The sequence below is a fragment of the Halomonas sp. NO4 genome, from assembly GCF_010994375.1.
Lineage (GTDB): Bacteria > Pseudomonadota > Gammaproteobacteria > Pseudomonadales > Halomonadaceae > Halomonas.
Map to the genome: position 1 here is coordinate 1 of NZ_WHMA01000049.1, position 15,665 is coordinate 15,665.

Annotated in this window: 21 protein-coding genes; 9 read left to right on the plus strand and 12 right to left on the minus strand. The window is 69.4% G+C overall.

Going from position 1 to position 15,665, the window contains the following annotated elements; all coding sequences use genetic code 11:
* The first annotated feature begins 201 nt into the window (after window positions 1-201).
* Window positions 202-396: a hypothetical protein gene (locus FEF15_RS17925; protein ID WP_163560624.1), complete on the plus strand. Its 195-nt coding sequence runs from the start codon at window positions 202-204 to the stop codon at window positions 394-396.
* Between the two features lie 68 nt (window positions 397-464).
* On the opposite strand, the gene FEF15_RS17930 is transcribed toward FEF15_RS17925, so the two are convergent.
* On the minus strand, window positions 465-1,268 hold the full coding sequence (locus FEF15_RS17930) for a Tim44-like domain-containing protein (protein WP_163560626.1): 804 nt from the start codon (window positions 1,266-1,268) through the stop codon (window positions 465-467).
* Window positions 1,269-1,404: 136 nt separating this feature from the next.
* Between FEF15_RS17930 and FEF15_RS17935 the strand changes: the two genes are divergently transcribed.
* On the plus strand, window positions 1,405-1,980 hold the full coding sequence (locus FEF15_RS17935) for an isochorismatase family protein (protein ID WP_163560628.1): 576 nt from the start codon (window positions 1,405-1,407) through the stop codon (window positions 1,978-1,980).
* Between the two features lie 21 nt (window positions 1,981-2,001).
* On the opposite strand, the gene yaaA is transcribed toward FEF15_RS17935, so the two are convergent.
* Both yaaA and FEF15_RS17945 read right to left on the minus strand, forming a co-directional pair.
* Window positions 2,002-2,781, minus strand: coding sequence for a peroxide stress protein YaaA (gene yaaA, locus FEF15_RS17940; protein ID WP_163560630.1), 780 nt, complete (start codon window positions 2,779-2,781; stop codon window positions 2,002-2,004).
* A gap of 96 nt (window positions 2,782-2,877) precedes the next feature.
* Entirely contained in the window at window positions 2,878-3,909 is a 1,032-nt protein-coding gene (locus FEF15_RS17945) for an NADP(H)-dependent aldo-keto reductase (protein ID WP_163560632.1), read from the minus strand.
* Between the two features lie 231 nt (window positions 3,910-4,140).
* Here FEF15_RS17945 and FEF15_RS17950 point away from each other — a divergent pair, with 231 nt between their 5' ends.
* Together FEF15_RS17950 and FEF15_RS17955 are read left to right on the plus strand one after the other, a co-directional pair.
* Window positions 4,141-4,659 carry a tetratricopeptide repeat protein gene (locus FEF15_RS17950; RefSeq protein WP_163560633.1) on the plus strand — a complete coding sequence of 173 codons (519 nt, stop codon included), beginning with the start codon at window positions 4,141-4,143 and terminating at the stop codon, window positions 4,657-4,659.
* A gap of 57 nt (window positions 4,660-4,716) precedes the next feature.
* Complete coding sequence (locus FEF15_RS17955; RefSeq protein ID WP_163560635.1) at window positions 4,717-5,217, plus strand: hypothetical protein; 501 nt, start codon at window positions 4,717-4,719, stop codon at window positions 5,215-5,217.
* A 33-nt stretch (window positions 5,218-5,250) separates the two neighbouring features.
* Here FEF15_RS17955 and FEF15_RS17960 read toward each other — a convergent pair whose 3' ends face one another.
* The 8 genes from FEF15_RS17960 to FEF15_RS17995 all read right to left on the minus strand — a co-directional run bounded on the left by FEF15_RS17960 (window position 5,251) and on the right by FEF15_RS17995 (window position 10,049).
* On the minus strand, window positions 5,251-6,222 hold the full coding sequence (locus tag FEF15_RS17960) for an NAD(P)H-quinone oxidoreductase (protein WP_163560637.1): 972 nt from the start codon (window positions 6,220-6,222) through the stop codon (window positions 5,251-5,253).
* Window positions 6,223-6,246: 24 nt separating this feature from the next.
* On the minus strand, window positions 6,247-6,798 hold the full coding sequence (locus FEF15_RS17965; RefSeq protein ID WP_163560639.1) for a TIGR00730 family Rossman fold protein: 552 nt from the start codon (window positions 6,796-6,798) through the stop codon (window positions 6,247-6,249).
* 57 nt (window positions 6,799-6,855) lie between these two features.
* The gene (locus tag FEF15_RS17970) at window positions 6,856-7,377 is read right to left on the minus strand and encodes a DUF501 domain-containing protein (RefSeq protein WP_163560641.1); all 522 of its coding nucleotides are present in this window, start codon (window positions 7,375-7,377) and stop codon (window positions 6,856-6,858) included.
* Complete coding sequence (locus FEF15_RS17975; RefSeq protein WP_163560643.1) at window positions 7,349-7,675, minus strand: hypothetical protein; 327 nt, start codon at window positions 7,673-7,675, stop codon at window positions 7,349-7,351. Before FEF15_RS17975 ends, FEF15_RS17970 begins: the two co-directional genes overlap by 29 nt.
* A 75-nt stretch (window positions 7,676-7,750) precedes the next feature.
* Window positions 7,751-8,230, minus strand: coding sequence for a Cys-tRNA(Pro) deacylase (ybaK, locus tag FEF15_RS17980; protein WP_163560645.1), 480 nt, complete (start codon window positions 8,228-8,230; stop codon window positions 7,751-7,753).
* Complete coding sequence (locus FEF15_RS17985; protein WP_163560647.1) at window positions 8,227-8,640, minus strand: thioesterase family protein; 414 nt, start codon at window positions 8,638-8,640, stop codon at window positions 8,227-8,229. Before FEF15_RS17985 ends, ybaK begins: the two co-directional genes overlap by 4 nt.
* Before the next feature lie 108 nt (window positions 8,641-8,748).
* Complete coding sequence (locus FEF15_RS17990) at window positions 8,749-9,561, minus strand: hypothetical protein (protein ID WP_163560648.1); 813 nt, start codon at window positions 9,559-9,561, stop codon at window positions 8,749-8,751.
* Between the two features lie 53 nt (window positions 9,562-9,614).
* A complete protein-coding gene (locus tag FEF15_RS17995; RefSeq protein ID WP_163560660.1) occupies window positions 9,615-10,049 on the minus strand; it encodes a hypothetical protein in 435 nt (144 codons plus the stop codon).
* Between the two features lie 44 nt (window positions 10,050-10,093).
* On the opposite strand from FEF15_RS17995, the gene FEF15_RS18000 reads away from it, so the two are divergent.
* Window positions 10,094-11,272, plus strand: coding sequence for a PatB family C-S lyase (locus FEF15_RS18000; RefSeq protein ID WP_163560650.1), 1,179 nt, complete (start codon window positions 10,094-10,096; stop codon window positions 11,270-11,272).
* 57 nt (window positions 11,273-11,329) lie between these two features.
* Here the strand turns inward: FEF15_RS18000 and FEF15_RS18005 are convergent, their stop codons facing one another.
* On the minus strand, window positions 11,330-12,259 hold the full coding sequence (locus tag FEF15_RS18005; RefSeq protein WP_163560652.1) for a tetratricopeptide repeat protein: 930 nt from the start codon (window positions 12,257-12,259) through the stop codon (window positions 11,330-11,332).
* 173 nt (window positions 12,260-12,432) lie between these two features.
* Between FEF15_RS18005 and FEF15_RS18010 the strand changes: the two genes are divergently transcribed.
* The 4 genes from FEF15_RS18010 (at window position 12,433) to FEF15_RS18025 (ending at window position 15,537) form a co-directional block, all read left to right on the plus strand.
* A complete protein-coding gene (locus FEF15_RS18010) occupies window positions 12,433-13,101 on the plus strand; it encodes a VWA domain-containing protein (RefSeq protein ID WP_163560655.1) in 669 nt (222 codons plus the stop codon).
* Between the two features lie 55 nt (window positions 13,102-13,156).
* On the plus strand, window positions 13,157-14,134 hold the full coding sequence (locus FEF15_RS18015) for a kinase (protein ID WP_205598578.1): 978 nt from the start codon (window positions 13,157-13,159) through the stop codon (window positions 14,132-14,134).
* Window positions 14,124-14,984 carry a protein phosphatase 2C domain-containing protein gene (locus FEF15_RS18020; protein ID WP_163560657.1) on the plus strand — a complete coding sequence of 287 codons (861 nt, stop codon included), beginning with the start codon at window positions 14,124-14,126 and terminating at the stop codon, window positions 14,982-14,984. The genes FEF15_RS18015 and FEF15_RS18020 overlap by 11 nt, the downstream gene beginning before the upstream one ends.
* A gap of 130 nt (window positions 14,985-15,114) precedes the next feature.
* The gene (locus tag FEF15_RS18025; protein ID WP_163560658.1) at window positions 15,115-15,537 is read left to right on the plus strand and encodes a phasin family protein; all 423 of its coding nucleotides are present in this window, start codon (window positions 15,115-15,117) and stop codon (window positions 15,535-15,537) included.
* Window positions 15,538-15,665: the final 128 nt, after the last annotated feature.

Here is a 15,665-nt window from a genome sequence, read left to right on the forward strand (position 1 = left end):
AGATCATCGTCAGGCACCTTATCCCGAAACCCCGGGCTCATACGAGCTCGGGGTTTTGCTGTTTTGGGTCTGAGATTTCGCGATCCGAGCCGGACTACAGCGGCCTTCAAAAACGTGGTCGACTGGCGGGTGAGGCACTAGGCTGGGGAGTGGCAGCCCGTTCGGTGGCTGCTGAACCGATCATCGCAAAGGAGGTCAGCGATGCCGCATGCAATCACGCGCAAGCTAGGACTGGTGCTCATGCTGGCCATGCTGGGTGTCGGTCTGGCGGCCTGCGAGGAGGAGCAGGGGCCAGCCGAGGAGGCGGGCGAGAACATCGACGAGACGATGGAAGAGACAGGAGAAGAGGTCGAGGAGATGGGCGAGGAGGTCGAGGAGTCCGCCGAGGACAACTGACCGTGTCGGTCCCGCTCAACCAAGGCCGGGTTGCACCCCGGCCTTGTCACGTGGGGCTTGTTGGGCAATCAGCTGCCGGGATTCTGCTCGATGCCCTGCAGGTACCAGGGCGCACCATCACGCAGTTCGCGGATCAGGTGCCAGGTCTCGTTGAATTCGGTCTGCTCGTCGTTCTCGCCCAGAATGCCATGGAAGATGACGTTGGCTTCCGCTTGCTGGTCGATTTCGCGGACATCGCCGAGCTCGGCGAAGAGTCGCACGATTTCGGTGCGGTTGTTGGCCGGCTGCCGTGCACGTTCCTCGCGCAGCAGGTTGTAGAGTTCGGGGGTGACGTATTCCTGGATGCCCGCGAAGTCATTGTTGTCCCAGGCGCGCTGTAGACTCATGAAGTGGCCCTTGGCATCGGTCAGGAAGCGCTCCCGGTCGAACCAGCTTGGCAGGCTACCGTAGGCCGGTGCGGATGACGCGGGGGTGGTGCCGCCGGGGAATGCCTGAAACGGTGTGACCGGCTCGCCCTGCCGCGCGGCGCCGGCCACAGCCGGGCGCCGTCGCGCCAGCAGACGAAAGAGCAGGAAGCCGAGGCCGGCGACCAGCAGGATGTCCATCAGGCGCAGTTCGTCGAAGGCGCCGCCAAAGAAGAGAGCGGCGAGCAGGCCGCCGGCGAGCATACCGCCCAGCATGCCGGGCATCCGCGAACCGGCGGCGCCTGGTTGTGCCGGTGCCGCCTGGTTGGGAGCCGCAGCCGGCCGGTCTGCCGAGCGCGAGAAGCTGCCGACACTGCTGCCGCCGCCGAAGCGGCGGGCTTCGGCGGCGTCCATGGCCGGGCCGAGGCTCAGCAGGCCGACGACCAGCATGACAAGGAGTTGGCGCATCGATAAGGTCTCCGAATGGGGGACGTCTGGGAAGGCGTCTCGTGATCGTCCATTCTACCCGCTATCCTGAAGGGCCACGACACTCATGATGCTGACAGCCACCGGATACCGGCAGCTATCCAGAGAGGAAGGTCCCATGCGCCTGAAACGCGAAGAGAGCCTGTTGCTGATCGTCGACCTCCAGGCCGGGTTGCTCCCGGTGATCGATGGCGGCGATCAGGCCGTGGCCGAAGCCGGCTGGCTGGGGGGCGTGGCCGAGGCGCTGGATGTGCCCGTGTGGCTCACCGAGCAGTACCCCGAAGGGCTGGGGGGCAGTGACCCGCGACTGATCGAGGCGCTGCCGCGCCATCGCCTGTGGCAGAAGGTGCACTTCGGTGCCCACGACGAAGCGGATTTTGCCGGTGCGCTGGCCGACAGTGGACGTCGCCAGGTGGTGCTCTGCGGCACCGAGGCGCATATTTGCGTGATGCAGACGGGGCTCGGGCTGCTGGCGGCGGGCTACGAGGTCTACTGGCTGGTGGAAGCGACGGCCAGTCGACGCGCCGCGGAGGCGGCGCTGGCCCAGGCGCGCATGGTCCAGGCGGGCGCCGTGGCGGTCAGCGCCGACATGGTCGCCTACGAATGGCTGGAGCGCTGCGACGGCGAGCGCTTCAAGTCGGTCCACCGCCGCTTCCTCAAGCCCCGTGCGGCGCGCCCCCTGCGTTGGTCCTGATCGTTAACCGGCCAGCACGGTTCAGCTCGCTCCTTCGGCACGGGTGAACACCAAAGTGTCTCCCTCGGAGAGAGTGGCGTTGAAGCGATAGCCGGCCACGTCGAACTCCTTCAGCCCTTCCGGGTCGTCGAGGCGCTGGCGGATCATCCACGCCGCCATCAAGCCACGCGCCTTCTTGGCGTAGAAGCTGATGATCTTGAGCTTGCCGTTCTTCTCGTCCTTGAACACCGGTGTGACGACCCGCGCCTCGAGACGCTTGGGGTCGATGGCCTTGAAGTACTCGTTGGAGGCCAGGTTGACCAGCACCGGGCTGCCGCTGGCGGCCGCCGCCTCGCTCAGCGCCTCGGTCAGCCGCGGCTTCCAGAAGGCGTAGAGGTCCTTGCCCGCCGGGTTCTCCAGCTTCGTGCCCATCTCCAGCCGGTAGGGCTGGATGAGGTCGAGCGGGCGCAGCAGGCCATAGAGGCCGGAGAGAATGCGCAGGTGCTCCTGGGCGAAGGCGTTGTCGGCCTCGTTGAAGGTATCCGCCGCCAGGCCCTGATAGACGTCGCCCTGGAAAGCCTGGACGGCCGGCTTGGCGTTGTCCGGCGTGAAGGGCGGCTGCCATTCGGCGAAGCGGGCAGCATTGAGGCCGGCGAGCTTGTCGCTGATGCCCATCAGTTCGCTGAGGCGCTGCGGCGAGTAGTCGCGCAGGATATCGACCAGCGTCTGGCTGCGGTCGAGAAAGTCGGGCTGGGTGTAGTGAGCCGTGGTGGGTGGGGTCTCGAAGTCCAGGGACTTGGCGGGCGAGATCACGCTCAGCATGGGGCGCTCCTGTGGCCGAAGAATCGGCGGCCAGTATACCAAGCCGCCCGACGGGCATGGCCTATCGGGACGATAGCGAGACCATGCCCGCCTGGATCAGGGGCAGGGGTTGGAGAGGCGCGCGTGGACTGCCTCGATGGCCTCCAGCACTTCATCGTCGAGCTTGAGGAACTCACTCTCCAGGTTGCTCTCGAGCTGCTCCATGGTGGTGGCGCCGATGATGTTGCTGGTGAGGAAGGGGCGCGTATTGACGAAGGCCAGCGCCATCTGGGCCGGGTCCAGGCCGTGCTCGCGGGCGATCGTCACGTAGGCGCGGGTGGCCTCCTCGGCGTGCGGACTGGTGTAGCGCTGAAAGCGCTCGAAGAGTGTCAGACGCGCGTTTGCCGGACGGGCGCCCTCGAGGTACTTGCCGGAGAGCACGCCGAAGCCGAGCGGCGAGTAGGCGAGCAGGCCCACCCGTTCGCGGTGGGCGATCTCGGCCAGGCCCACTTCAAAGGAGCGGTTGAGCAGGTTGTAGGGATTCTGCACCGAGGCGATACGGGGCAGCCCCTGGGCGTCGGCCAGCTTCAGGCAGCGCATCACGCCCCAGGGTGTCTCGTTGGAGAGGCCGATGGCGCGCACCTTGCCGGCATCCACCAGCTCCTTGAGGGCGGCGAGGGTCTCCTCGAGCGGCGTGGCGTCCTCCTCGTCGTCGTGCACGTAGCCGAGCCGTCCGAAGAAGTTGGTGCGCCGGTCCGGCCAGTGCAGCTGGTAGAGGTCCACGTAGTCGGTCTGCAGGCGCGCCAGGCTATCGTCGATGGCCTGGTGAAGGTGCTCGCGGGTCAGGCGTGGCCCGCCGCGGATGTGGTCGAGCCCGGGGCCGGCCGCCTTGGTGGCGATGATGACGTCGTCACGGCTGGCCCGGGCCTTGAGCCAGGTGCCGATGTAGGCCTCGGTACGGCCCTGGGTCTCGGCACGCGGCGGGACCGGGTACATCTCCGCCGTATCGATGAAGTTGATGCCGAAGGCCACGGCACGGTCGAGCTGTTCATGGGCCTCGGCCTCGCTGTTCTGTTCGCCGAAGGTCATGGTGCCAAGGCATAGGCGGCTGACCTCGATGCCCGTGTTGCCCAGCGGTCGCGTCTGCATCCGTCACTCCTGTGGAAGGGATCGTCGGTATCGCTTGGCAATGGTAGCGGGGCCCCGGCAGGGCAGCAAACGACAAGGCTTGAGTCACCCCCGGAGCGAGCGTATGCTGGCCACCCTCGAGAAGCGGCCCCGGCGGAGTCCGGAGGGCGAGCGACGACAGGCCATGGCAACGCCCAGCGGATGGTGCGCAGTGTCAGGCCCACCACCCTACGGGATGCAAGGTTGTTTGCCATGACGCAGGCATCGTCACTGTTCACCCGGCTGGAATACCGTCTTGCCCAGCAGCTGTTCCACACGCGCTGGCTGCCGCGGTCACCGCGCACGCAGCGCTTGACCCTGCACCTCTTCGAGCGCTGTGCCGATGCCGGCCACCCGGCGGCGCTGTCGCTGTACGGGCACATGCTCTTCCACCGCGGGGTGAGCCCCCAGGACAAGGCGCGTGGCGCCCGCTACGTGCTGGAAGCCGCCCAGGCCGGCGACCTCAAGGCACAGTACCAGGCCGGGCGGATCTTCGAGCACGGCTGCGTCCAGTACCCGCGCCGCGAGGACCGCGCGGTCACCTGGTACGCCCGCGCCGGCGAGGCGGGCCATGCCCTGGCGGCGAGCCGGCTGGCCAAGGCCTACCATCATGGCGAACTGGGCTTGCCCGTCGACGCCGACCAGGCCGCCCACTGGGAAGCGCTGGCCGCACGCCACCTGCCCCTCGACGAGGTCGAACTGGACAGCGGCCTCGCCGAGACGCGACACTGAGCCTCCCGCCGCCCTGTCGGCTTCGTACGCGCCCGTTTTCAAGGACCCTTGCCCCCCGTGACGCTTCCGACATTGCTGGATATCGAAGCGTCCGGGTTCGGGCGCGGTAGCTACCCCATCGAGATCGGCCTGGCGCGCGCCGACGGCAGCAGCTGCGCCTTCCTCGTCCAGCCGCTGGCGGAGTGGACCCACTGGGACCCCAAGGCGGAGTTGCTGCACGGCATCTCGCGGGCGCGCCTGGCCCGCGAGGGCCTGCCCATCATCCAGGTGGCGCGCTGGCTCAATGACGAGTTGGGCGAGATCGGCGTGGCCTACAGCGACAGCTGGGGCTACGACAACACCTGGCTGTCGCTGCTCTTCCACCATGCCGGCCTGCTGCCGGCGTTTCGTCTCGAGGCGCTGCGCCTGCTGCTCGACGAGCGCCAGCTCGCCCTGTGGCACGACACCCGCGAGGCGCTGGTCGCCGAGCTGGGCATCCACCGCCACCGTGCCGGTGACGACGCCCGCCTGCTGCAGCTCACCTATGCGCGTACCCGGGAGCTGGCCCGCGGCGCCTGAGCGCGACCCTGCCACGCCCCGCGCGGCGTTCCATCACGCATTGCCCGCCACCTCGAGCAGCACCTTGCCGATGTTGGCATCCCGCTCAACGTGGGCCTGGGCCGCCTCGGCCTCGGTGATGGGCCAGTGGCGGTCGACCAGCGGGCGGATCTCGCCGCGCGCCAGCCGCGGCCAGACATGGCGCTCGAGGGCAGCGAGAATGGCGCCCTTGGCCGCCGGTGGCTTGGCGCGCAGGGTCGAGCCGATCAGGCGCTGACGCTTCATCAGCAGCCGCCCCAGATCGAGCTCACCGCTGCGCCCGCCGAGCAGCCCGATCAGCACCAGCCGCCCGTCGGCATTGAGCACGCGCTGGTTGTCGGCGAGATAGCTACCGCCCACCGGGTCGAGAATGACATCGGCGCCGCCCCAGGCCTTCACCGCCTCGACGAAACTGCCGTGGTGGCGGTTCCAGCCGGCGTCGGCACCCAGGTCGCGACAGGCCTCGAGCTTGGCATCGCTGCCCACGGTGACGAAGCAGGGGTGATCGAAGGCGCAGCACAGCTGGATGGCCGCGGTGCCCACACCGCTCGCGCCAGCGTGCAGCAGTACGCGCTCCCCGGCGCCGAGCTGGCCCTCCATGAAGAGGTTGAGCCAGGCGGTGGCGAACACCTCGGGCAGCGCCGCCGCCTCGCGCAAGGCGATGCCGTCCGGCAGCGGCAGCACCTGGCGGGCATCCACCACCACCTCCTCGGCGTAGCCGCCGCCCGCCAGCAGGGCGCAGACCGGCGTGCCCGGGGCCAGGTGGGTGACGCCCTCGCCCACGGCCGCGACCCTGCCGCTGACCTCGAGACCGGGCACCTCGCTGACCCCTGGGGGCGGCGGGTAGTGGCCGGCGCGCTGCATCAGGTCGGCGCGGTTGACCCCAGCCCAGGCGACGTGGATCCGCACCTCGCCGGCGGCGGGGCCGGCCGGGGTGGGCATCTCTCGCCACGCCAGGCGCTCTTCGTCGATGACAATGGCGTGCATGGGCGATTTCCTCCGTGTCAGGCGTCAGCTGCTGGCCAGCCGAGCTTCCAGGGCATCCAGCAGGGCAGGCGGTGTATCGGCGTCAACGAGGCAGTCGCGGGTGGCAGGGTTGAGAAAGCCCTGCGCCACCGTGGCGTCGAGGAAGTCGAGCAGCGACGTGTAGAAGCCGGCGGTGTCGAGCACGCCGATGGGCTTGTCGTGCAGCCCCAGATACTGCCAGGTCCAGGCCTCGAACAGCTCCTCCAGGGTGCCGATGCCCCCGGGCAGGGCGATGAAGGCATCGGCATGGGCTGCCATGCTGGCCTTGCGCTCGTGCATGTTGGCCACGCGGATCAGCGTCGGCAGCCCCTGGTGGGCCTGCTCGCGCTCCACCAGGTGATCGGGCATCACGCCGATCACCTCGCCACCGGCGGCCAGCACCGCATCGGCCAGCTCGCCCATCAGGCCGATGCGGGCGCCGCCATACACCAGGCCGTGGCCGCGTCGGGCCAGCTCCTGGCCGAGGGCGCGGGCCGCCGCGACGTATGCCGGGTCCCGCCCCTCGCGGGACCCCAGATAGACACAGAATCTCGACATGCGCATCTCCTTGAAAGTCGCTCCATCCTAGCAGGCATGGCATGGCGACAGGAGAGGTCACGCCAGGCAGTCGGCCACTGCGTATTCGGCATCCAGCCACTGGCCGACGACGTTGTGGCCGCACAGATGGTGGGCGTACTGGGTGTGTAGGCAGCGCACCTGGTCCCAGTTGGCGATGCCGCCGATGCCGCGCTCGACGAGCACGGTTTCGTAGCCGCGTCTCGCCACCTCGGCGCGCTGGTCGGCGCTCATGTGGTGCCAACGTGTGCCGACATAGTCGCGGTGGCTGGCGTGGTAGGCCGCGAGGAAGTCGGCATCCTCGCGCAACCGGCTCTCCAACTGCTTGATCACGCCGGCCGCCTCGATGCGCGACAGCGCGATCTTGAGCCGGGTGTCGCACAGCCAATAGAGGGTGGGGAAGGGCTTGTCGTCGACGATGGGCGCCATGCGCAGCACCAGCGGGGTGCCTGCGCCGTCCACGGCGGCCACCGCCTCGATGCCGCGCGGGGCGCGCCCGAGCTGCTCGGTGATAATGGCGAGCTGGCGGGCATCAGGTTTCTGGTCGGCGTGGATCACCATCGGCAGGGTCTCGTACGAACTTGTTGGAGCGGCCCACGGCACGGAAGAAGGTGCGGTTGAGCTGCTCCGGCGTTGGGACATACTGCCACTGCCGCTCGCAATACTCGTTGGCCCGCGCCATCAGGACGTCATAGAGGCGATTGAACGGCGCATCATAATCGTAGGGATCGGCCCCGAACAAGCGGATATGGGGATAGTCGGCGAAGCGCTCCATGAAATAGCGCTCCAGGTCGGCTTCCACCGCGTGGTGCTGGGCAACGTTGTCCGGATCGAGCCAGAGGGTGTAGCGGATGGCCATGGGCGGCTCCTGACGAGGGAATGGCCCGCCTCACTGCGGGGCCTGTCGTTGGGACAGCGGTGGGGCGTATTCGGCTCAGGCTGTCTCGTGGCGAGTCAACGGGGCCAGGCGCGCCCCGGTCGCGCCCACCAGGTCGTCGGGGGCGAGCCGGATCTCGAGGCCGCGTCGCCCGCCGCTGACGTGGATGGCCGCCAGCGCCGCGGCACTGGCGTCGAGGAAGGCCGGCAGGCGCTGCTTCTGGCCCAGCGGGCTGATGCCGCCGAGCACGTAGCCGGTGGCGCGCTCGGCCGCCTCGGCCTCGGCCAGGCTGGCCTTGCGCGCCCCGGCGGCGCGAGCCAGCGCCTTGAGGTCGAGCCGCGCCAGCACCGGCACCATGGCCACCACCAGCCGGCCGTCGTCGAGGTGGGCGACGAGCGTCTTGAACACGCTCGCCGGGTCGAGCCCCAGGGCCTGGACGGCCTCCTCGCCGTAGGCTGCGGCGCGCGGGTCGTGGTCGTAGCGCAGCAGCATGAAGTCGATGCCGTCGCGCTCCAGTCGCTTGATCGCCGGGGTCATGCCTGTTCCGGCTCCTCGAGGGGCTGCAGGTGCGCCTCGAGAGCGGCGCGCAGTTCGCCGGCAATGGGCACGGCGCGCTTCTCGCCGTGGTCGAAGTGCACCAGCACGGTGTGGCCCAGGTTGGTGAGCACCCCCTTCTGCCACGCCTCCTGGGTCACGGTGAAGGAGCTGTTGCCCAGGCGCGAGAGGTAGGTACGCAGCTCGATCGTGTGACCGTAGTGCAGCTCGGCCCGGTAGTCGATCTCCATGCGCGCCATGATCAAGCGCCATTTGCCCGGATCGAGATCCGGCGTGAACAGCTTGAAGAGATCGTTGCGGGCGAGCTCGAACCAGGCCGGCAGGCGGGTGTTGTTGACATGGCCGAGGGCGTCGGTGTCGTAGAAGGCGGGCTCGATGGTGCGCACGAACATGGGCGGTATCCTGTCGTTTCTTTGTCGTTGGGAGGGGGCTCGAGGTCGTTGGGAGGGGGACTCGAGGCGATTGGCCGCTTGACAGCATTGCCCCGAGCAAACGCTAGGTCAAGTGCCGGCCAGGACGCGCCGGGCGTGCCAGGCCTGCAGTTGCGTCCAGCCGAACAGCCACAGGGTGGCCACACCGAATCCGGTCAGGGTGCCCGCGGCGAGGCCCAGCGGGGCATAGGTGAGCGACACGCAGAGGGTGTAGCAGAGCAGCGCCCCCAGTCCCGCCGGGTAGTGCTTGATTACCGTGGCGGCCGGGGCGGCCCCATGGGTGAGGTGCAGGATCACCAGCAGCGGGTACATGGAGATGGGAAAAGCGGCCAGCATGCCCGACCAGGAGACCGGCAGCAGGTGGGCCAGGGCGGTGATCAGGAAGACGATGGCCGTGGCGATCCCGGCGCGCAGCGCCAGGGCTGGCCAGCGGAAGCCGCCGCGCACCGCCGCGCGAGTGTCGGGCAGGTGGCGATAGAGCCAGGTGAAGGCGACGATGGCCGCCAGGGTGGTCAGGGTGCCGCCGAGCCGCGAGAAGTCGATGCGGGTCAGCAGCAGGCTCGCCAGCAGCCAGGCGGCGAGGCCCGAGGCTGTACCGCCCAGCACCCCGGGCAGCCCTTCGCGGCGCCCGCCGAGCAGGTAGCCGCCGCCCAGCGCCAGGGTGGCGGTGAAGCCGGCCAGGCTGAAAACGGCGCTCTCGGCGGCAAAGGCCGGCGAGATCTCCAGGCCGATGAAGAAGAGCGCGATGGCGGTACCCAGCGGGTAGCCGGCGAGCAGCCCGGCCACCCGGGTGCTGACCCGCTCGGCAATCACCGACAGGCCGAGTACGATACCGATGGAAACCAGCAGCTTGGCCAGCTGCCAGCTCAGGGGAACGTCCATATGTCATCCTTGCATAGGGTCGGGAGCTCGACGGGCGGTGTCACCGGTGCCGGTCACACCAGGCGCAGCCCCTGGCGATCGGCCCAGGCGGCACCGACGGCGTGGCCGAGGCGCTCGCGCAGGTGCTCCGGCAGCGCCGCACGGGCCGCTTCCACGCTCTCGAAATCGCGATTGAGCAGCCAGCAGTAGGCCCAGGCGCAGGCCTCTTCCTCGCCCTGCGGCACCGGGCGGGCCGGCATCTGCACGAGCAGGAAGGTGGCGGTGCGCGCCGCCCAGAGGGGGATGCTGTCCTGCGCGCCCGGCTGGCTCCAGGCCGCGAGGGTGGCGCCGTCGGGGGTCGCGTCCGGCTCGCCGAGGCGCGCCACCCGAGCCGTCTCGGCGAGGATCAAGGCCAGGCGGTCGGCATCGCCGCGGCCCAGGCGGCGCCACTGGTCGATCAGTGCCGGCATGCCCTGGCGTACCTTGGCATAGAAGCCGCTTTGCGGCATGGTCTCGGAAATCATTGGCGGTTTCCCTGAGTCGAGGAAAGAACATGGAGTTCGATTTTGCCACGCCCGTCGAGCGTCGCCACCCCACCGAGGGGGCCTGGCCGTCGCAGAAGTGGCACCGCTACGGCGATGCCGTGCTGCCGCTGTGGGTGGCCGACATGGACTTCCGCTCGCCCCCGGCGGTGATCGAGGCGCTGCGGGCGCGGGTCGACCACGGGGTCTACGGCTATGGCCTGGTGCCCGACAGCCTGCGCCACACCCTCTGCCAGTGGAGCCAGCACCACTACGGCTGGTCCATCGAGCCCGAGTGGCAGCACTGGCTGCCCGGGGTGGTGCCGGCCCTGCACCTGGCGAGCCTGGCACTCACCGAGCCGGGCGACGGCGTGCTGACGATGACGCCCATCTACCCCCCCTTCCTCAAGGTGGCCGAGCGCACCGGGCGGCGTCACCAGCAGGCGGCGCTGGCCGAACCGGGCCAGCCGGGCGGACCCTGGCGACTCGATTTCGACGCCCTGGAAGCGGCGATCACCCCCGAGACGCGGCTGCTGCTGTGGTGCCATCCCCACAATCCCACCGGCCGGGTGTGGAGCCACGAGGAGCTGGCCGGTCTGGCCGCGCTGGTCGAGCGTCACGACCTGCTGGTGGTCTCCGACGAGTTGCACTGCGACCTGCTGCTCGACGACGGCGTCTGTCACCGTCCGCTGGCGGCGGCCTTTCCCGACCTTGCCTCCCGCACCCTGACGCTCTGGGCGCCCTCCAAGACCTTCAACCTGGCAGGGCTGACCACCGCCTGTGCGGTGATTCCCGACCGGGCGCTGCGGCGCCGCTTCACCGCCGGGATTCGCGGGCTGGTGCCCGATGTCAACGTGCTGGGTGCGGTGGCGGCCGAGGCGGCCTACGCCCACGGCGATCCCTGGCGCCGGGCGCTGCTCGAGGTGCTGCGCCACCACCGTCAGACGCTGGTCGAGCATGTCGCTACCTGGCCCGGCGTGACGATGAGCACGCCGGAATCAACCTACCTGGCGTGGCTGGATCTGCGTGGGGCTCAGGGATTGAGGGGCGGCACGGGCTCGGCGCAGCGCGAACTGCTCGAACGCGCCAGCGTGGCCCTCTCCGACGGTGCCGATTTCGGCTGGCCGGGCTTTGCCCGGCTCAACTTCGGCACCACGGCGCTGCAGCTCGAGCAGGCCTTGACGCGCCTCGACGCCGTGCTGCGCGCCTGAGTCCGACCTGGCACGGCCCTGTTTCTCGAGACGGCCGTGCCTTTCTCAATGACTGTCTTAATAAAGCAGGGTGAACAGCTTGCGCCGATAGGTCACGGTCAGCGGGTGGTCGGCGCCGAGCGCGTCGAAGACGCGCAGCAGGGTCTTGCGCGCCGCGTCGTCGCCGTAGGCACGGTCGCTCTTGAGCAGCTCGAGCAGCCCCTCGAGGCCGGCCTCGTAGTCGCCGTCGGCGACCTGGCGCAGGGCCCGCTTGTAGCGCGCCTCGCTGTCGTCGCGGTCGCCGAGACTGGCGATCTCCTCGCGTGAGGGGGCCTCCTCGGTGAACTCGATGCTGGCGCGCACGCCGCGGGCCGGGGCGGCATCGCGCTCCTCCGGGGGCAGGCTGTCGAGGATGTTGCGGGCCTCGTCGTGGCGCCCCTCGGCCACCCGGACCCGCGCAAGCTCCACCTGGTAGGGGTAGTGCTGCGGGTACTGCTGCATCAGCTGCTCGTAGAGCGCGCCGGCGGTGGCGGTGTCACCGGTGGCGAGTGCCTCGGCGGCCTGCTCCTCGGGGCTCGCCGGCGCCTCCTCCGGGGCGGGGAAGTAGCGACCCAGCCACTCGCGGATCTCCTTCTCGGGCAGGGCGCCCTGGAACTGGTCCACCAGGCCGCCCTGGCTGATCAGCTTGACGTCGGGCACCGAACGCACACCCAGCTGGGCGGCAATGTCCTGGTTGTCCTCGATGTTGAGCTTGGCCAGCAGGAAGGTGCCGCGATACTCCCGGGCGAGCTTCTCCAGCACCGGTGTCAGGGTCTTGCACGGCTGGCACCAGGGCGCCCAGCAGTCGAGCAGGACCGGCACCTGCATGGAGAACTCCAGCACCTGCTGGATGCTGTTGCGGTCGACATCGATGATCAGCTGTTCATCGGGGATGTCCCCCTGGGCCGGCTGCTCGGCAGAGGTATCCTGCGTCAGCGGCTCGCCGCTGTTGGGGTCGACGATGGCCATGGGCAATGCGTTCCCTAAAGATGGATGTATCGCCTAAATGCGGGTGGTGGCACGGCGATTCAAGGCCGGACGGCGACTTTCGGCCCGCCGCGCGGCAAGGCCGACTCCCCTGTGGTACGCTCGTTGCCGGCCGAGGGACATGGGCCCGGGCGCCCGGATACGAGGAACCGTCGATGGCGACATACCGACTCAACCGCGATAGCGATCTGATAGACAACCCTTCCCCACGCTGCGCCTGCATGCTGGTGCTGGACACCTCCGCCTCGATGTTCGGCGAGCCCATGCGCGAGCTCAACGCCGGCGTGCAGGCGTTCATCGCCGCCGTCCAGGAGGACGACATGGCCGCCTGCTCGGTGGAGCTGGGGGTGATCACGGCGGGCGGCCAGGTGACCGAACAGCTGCCCTTCACCACGGCCATGAACATCTCTCAGTGCCGGCACTTCACCGCCACCGGCATGACCCCGCTGGGCGAGGCCATGGAGCTGGCCCTGGATCGCCTGGAGGCGCGCACGGCCGCCTACCGCCAGGCCGGGGTCGCCTACTACCAGCCGTGGCTGGTAGTGATCAGCGACGGCGTGCCCACCGACGCCTGGGAGCGGGTTGCGGCGCGCTCGCGGGCTCTGGCGCAGCAGCGCAAGACGGTGGTCATCCCGGTAGGCGTCGAGGAAGCGGACCTGGAGGCCCTCAGCGCCTTCTCCTCGCGCCCCGCCAAGCGGCTCGACGGGCTCAAGTTCCGGGAGTTCTTCCAGTGGCTGTCGGCGAGCATGAGCCGCGTCTCGGCGTCCGCCTCGACCACCGAGCAGGTCCGGCTGCCGCCCACCGACAGCTGGGACAGCATCTGAGCATGGCGGCGGGCGTGACGCCCTGCCCAAGGCGCGGCCGAAAGGAGGTGTGGCGGTGCGCGGCAAGATCGTGACGGATTCGCTGGGCCAGGCCCGCCAGCTGGGGCAGTGCCTGGCGCGGGGCGGCGAGGGCGAGATCTACGCCCTGCGCGGCCGTGCCGACGTCATCGTCAAGTGGTACTACCCCGAGGTGCTCGACAAGCGCGGCGCGGCGCTGCACCGCAAGGTGGAGGCCATGCGCGAGCTGCGTGACACCCACACCACCCGCGACGTCTGCTGGCCGCTGATCCGCGTCTTCGACCATGAGCAGCGCTGGATCGGCTTCGCCATGTACCGCGCACGGGGCGTCAAGATGGGCTGTCTGGCCCACTCCCTGCTCTATGCCCGCCACTTTCCCGACCTGGATCGTCGCCAGATCGTCGGCTACCTGCTGCGCTTCATCGAGATCGTCCAGCAGCTGCATGGCGACGGCATCTGCATCGGCGACTACAACCTCAACAATGTCTTCTGCGTGCCGGGCAGCGACAGCGTGACCCTCATCGACTGCGACAGCTACCAGTTGCGCGTGGGCGGTACTTTCTACCCCTGCCCGGTGGGCAGTCCCGACATGACCCCCAAGGAGCACCAGGGCAAGGCCTTCCGCGACATTGTGCGCACGCCGCGCAGCGAAGCCTTTTCGCTCGCCATCGTGCTTTTCAAGTGCCTGATGCTGGGGCGCCATCCCTACGATATCGTCGGCGGCGGCGACCCGGTGCGCAACTTGCGCCGCGGCCACTTCGCCTATGGGCGCGGCCAGCGCGGCGTGCCCCAGGGCGACTGGTACGCACTGTGGCAGGCACTGCCCGAGGCCATTCAGGAGCACTTCGTCACCACCTTCACCGAGGGCGCCGACCAGCCTGCCCGGCGGACCACGCTGGCCCAGTGGCAGGCGGCGCTGAGCGCCTACGGCGAGCGGCTCGACCGTGGCGAGTGCCCGCGGGAACTGGCCGGGGCCGGTCGGACTCCGGCCGGGAGGACGCGCCATGTCCGCTGACACCTGGGAGCCCGTTTCCGGGGAGACAGCATTGCGCTGGCGCGGCTTGTCCGCTGCGGTGGCGGGGCTCGCCCATCTGGAGGCCGAGCCGCCGCTGCCCTGCCAGGACGCGGCCCTGGCCGTGGTCGCGCCACGCCCGCTGCTGGTGGTGGCCGACGGTGCCGGCAGCGCGGCGGCTTCCGAACGGGGCGCACGTGCCGTGGTGGTCGCCCTGCGGCGCCTGGTCGTCACCCTGGAGACGCAGCTGGCGCCGCTGCTCGATGCGCCCGAGCCGCCCGACGAGGGGGCCGACCGGCAGCTGGCGCTGCTGCTCGTCAAGCACGCCCGCGGGGTGCTCCAGGACGTGGCGGCCGAGCAGCACCGCGAGGTGCGCGACCTGCGCTGCACGCTGCTGCTGGCGCTGGTGGGGCAGGCCCGGCTGCTCTGGCTCAAGGTGGGGGATGGCGCCATCGTCGTGGAGCACGCCGTGCCGGAAGCGGCGAACGAGACCGAGGCGGGCAACGTACTGGTGCCGGCACTGAGCCTGCTCGGCGAGGCGGGGCGCGGCGAGTTCGCCAACCAGACCACCTTCGTGGATGAACACCTGACGCCGGCGCAGGTGCAGTCGGGGTGCTGTGCCATGGAGGCCGTGACGGGGCTGGCGCTGATGAGCGACGGTGCCGCCGAGAAGCTGGTCGCCCACGACGGCAGCCGCGTCGCCGGGCAGCTCAGCCACTGGCTCGACGAGCTGCGCGATGGCCGGCTGCGCGCTCGCGAGCTCGTGCGGCGCTTCTACAGCGAGGCCTTCTGCCAGGGCACCACCGGCGACGACCGCGGCATCGCCCTGGCGGCCAGGAACCTTCCCCACTGAGCCGCAGCCATGGGGGGCGGCGTCCAAACTTCAATCCATGTTGCGCTGCACAAAAATCCCTGTTATTGTGCACTGCATCAGAGCGGGAGTCTCCCGTTCCATGACATCCAGAACCCCGGAGGTTCCCAGCATGACCAACGTATTCGCATTCGACGCCAAGCAGTTTGACACCGCCCAGCTCGACTCCGTGTTCTTCGCCCCGGCGCGCGCCTTCGCCGCGCTGTCCGTCGACGTCACCGAGAAGCTGGTCAATGCCCAGCTCGACGCCACCAAGGCCTATGCCGACAGCGGCCTGGCGCAGCTGCGTAGCCTGGTGGAGGTCAAGGACGCCGCCGGCCTGAAGAGCTACCTGGAAGGCCAGCAGGTCGTCGCCAAGGAGCTCACCGAGCGCCTGAAGGGCGATGCCGAGAAGGTCGTGGCCCTGCAGCAGGACTTCGTCCAGGAAAGCCAGAAGCTGACCGAGGGCAGCGTCAAGCAGGCCCAGGAAGGCCTCCAGCAGGCCACCGAAACCGCGACCAAGGCAGTCAAGGAAACCGCTTCCAAGGCCAAGTAAGCCTTGGGCCAGCGGGCCGCGCTAACGCAAGACCCCAGGCCGCCGATCCATGATCGGCGGTCTTTTGGTGTGCGCCAGGCATGGCGCGCAGCGCCTGACTGGCGCTGTTCCCGAGGGTGGTGCCTCGG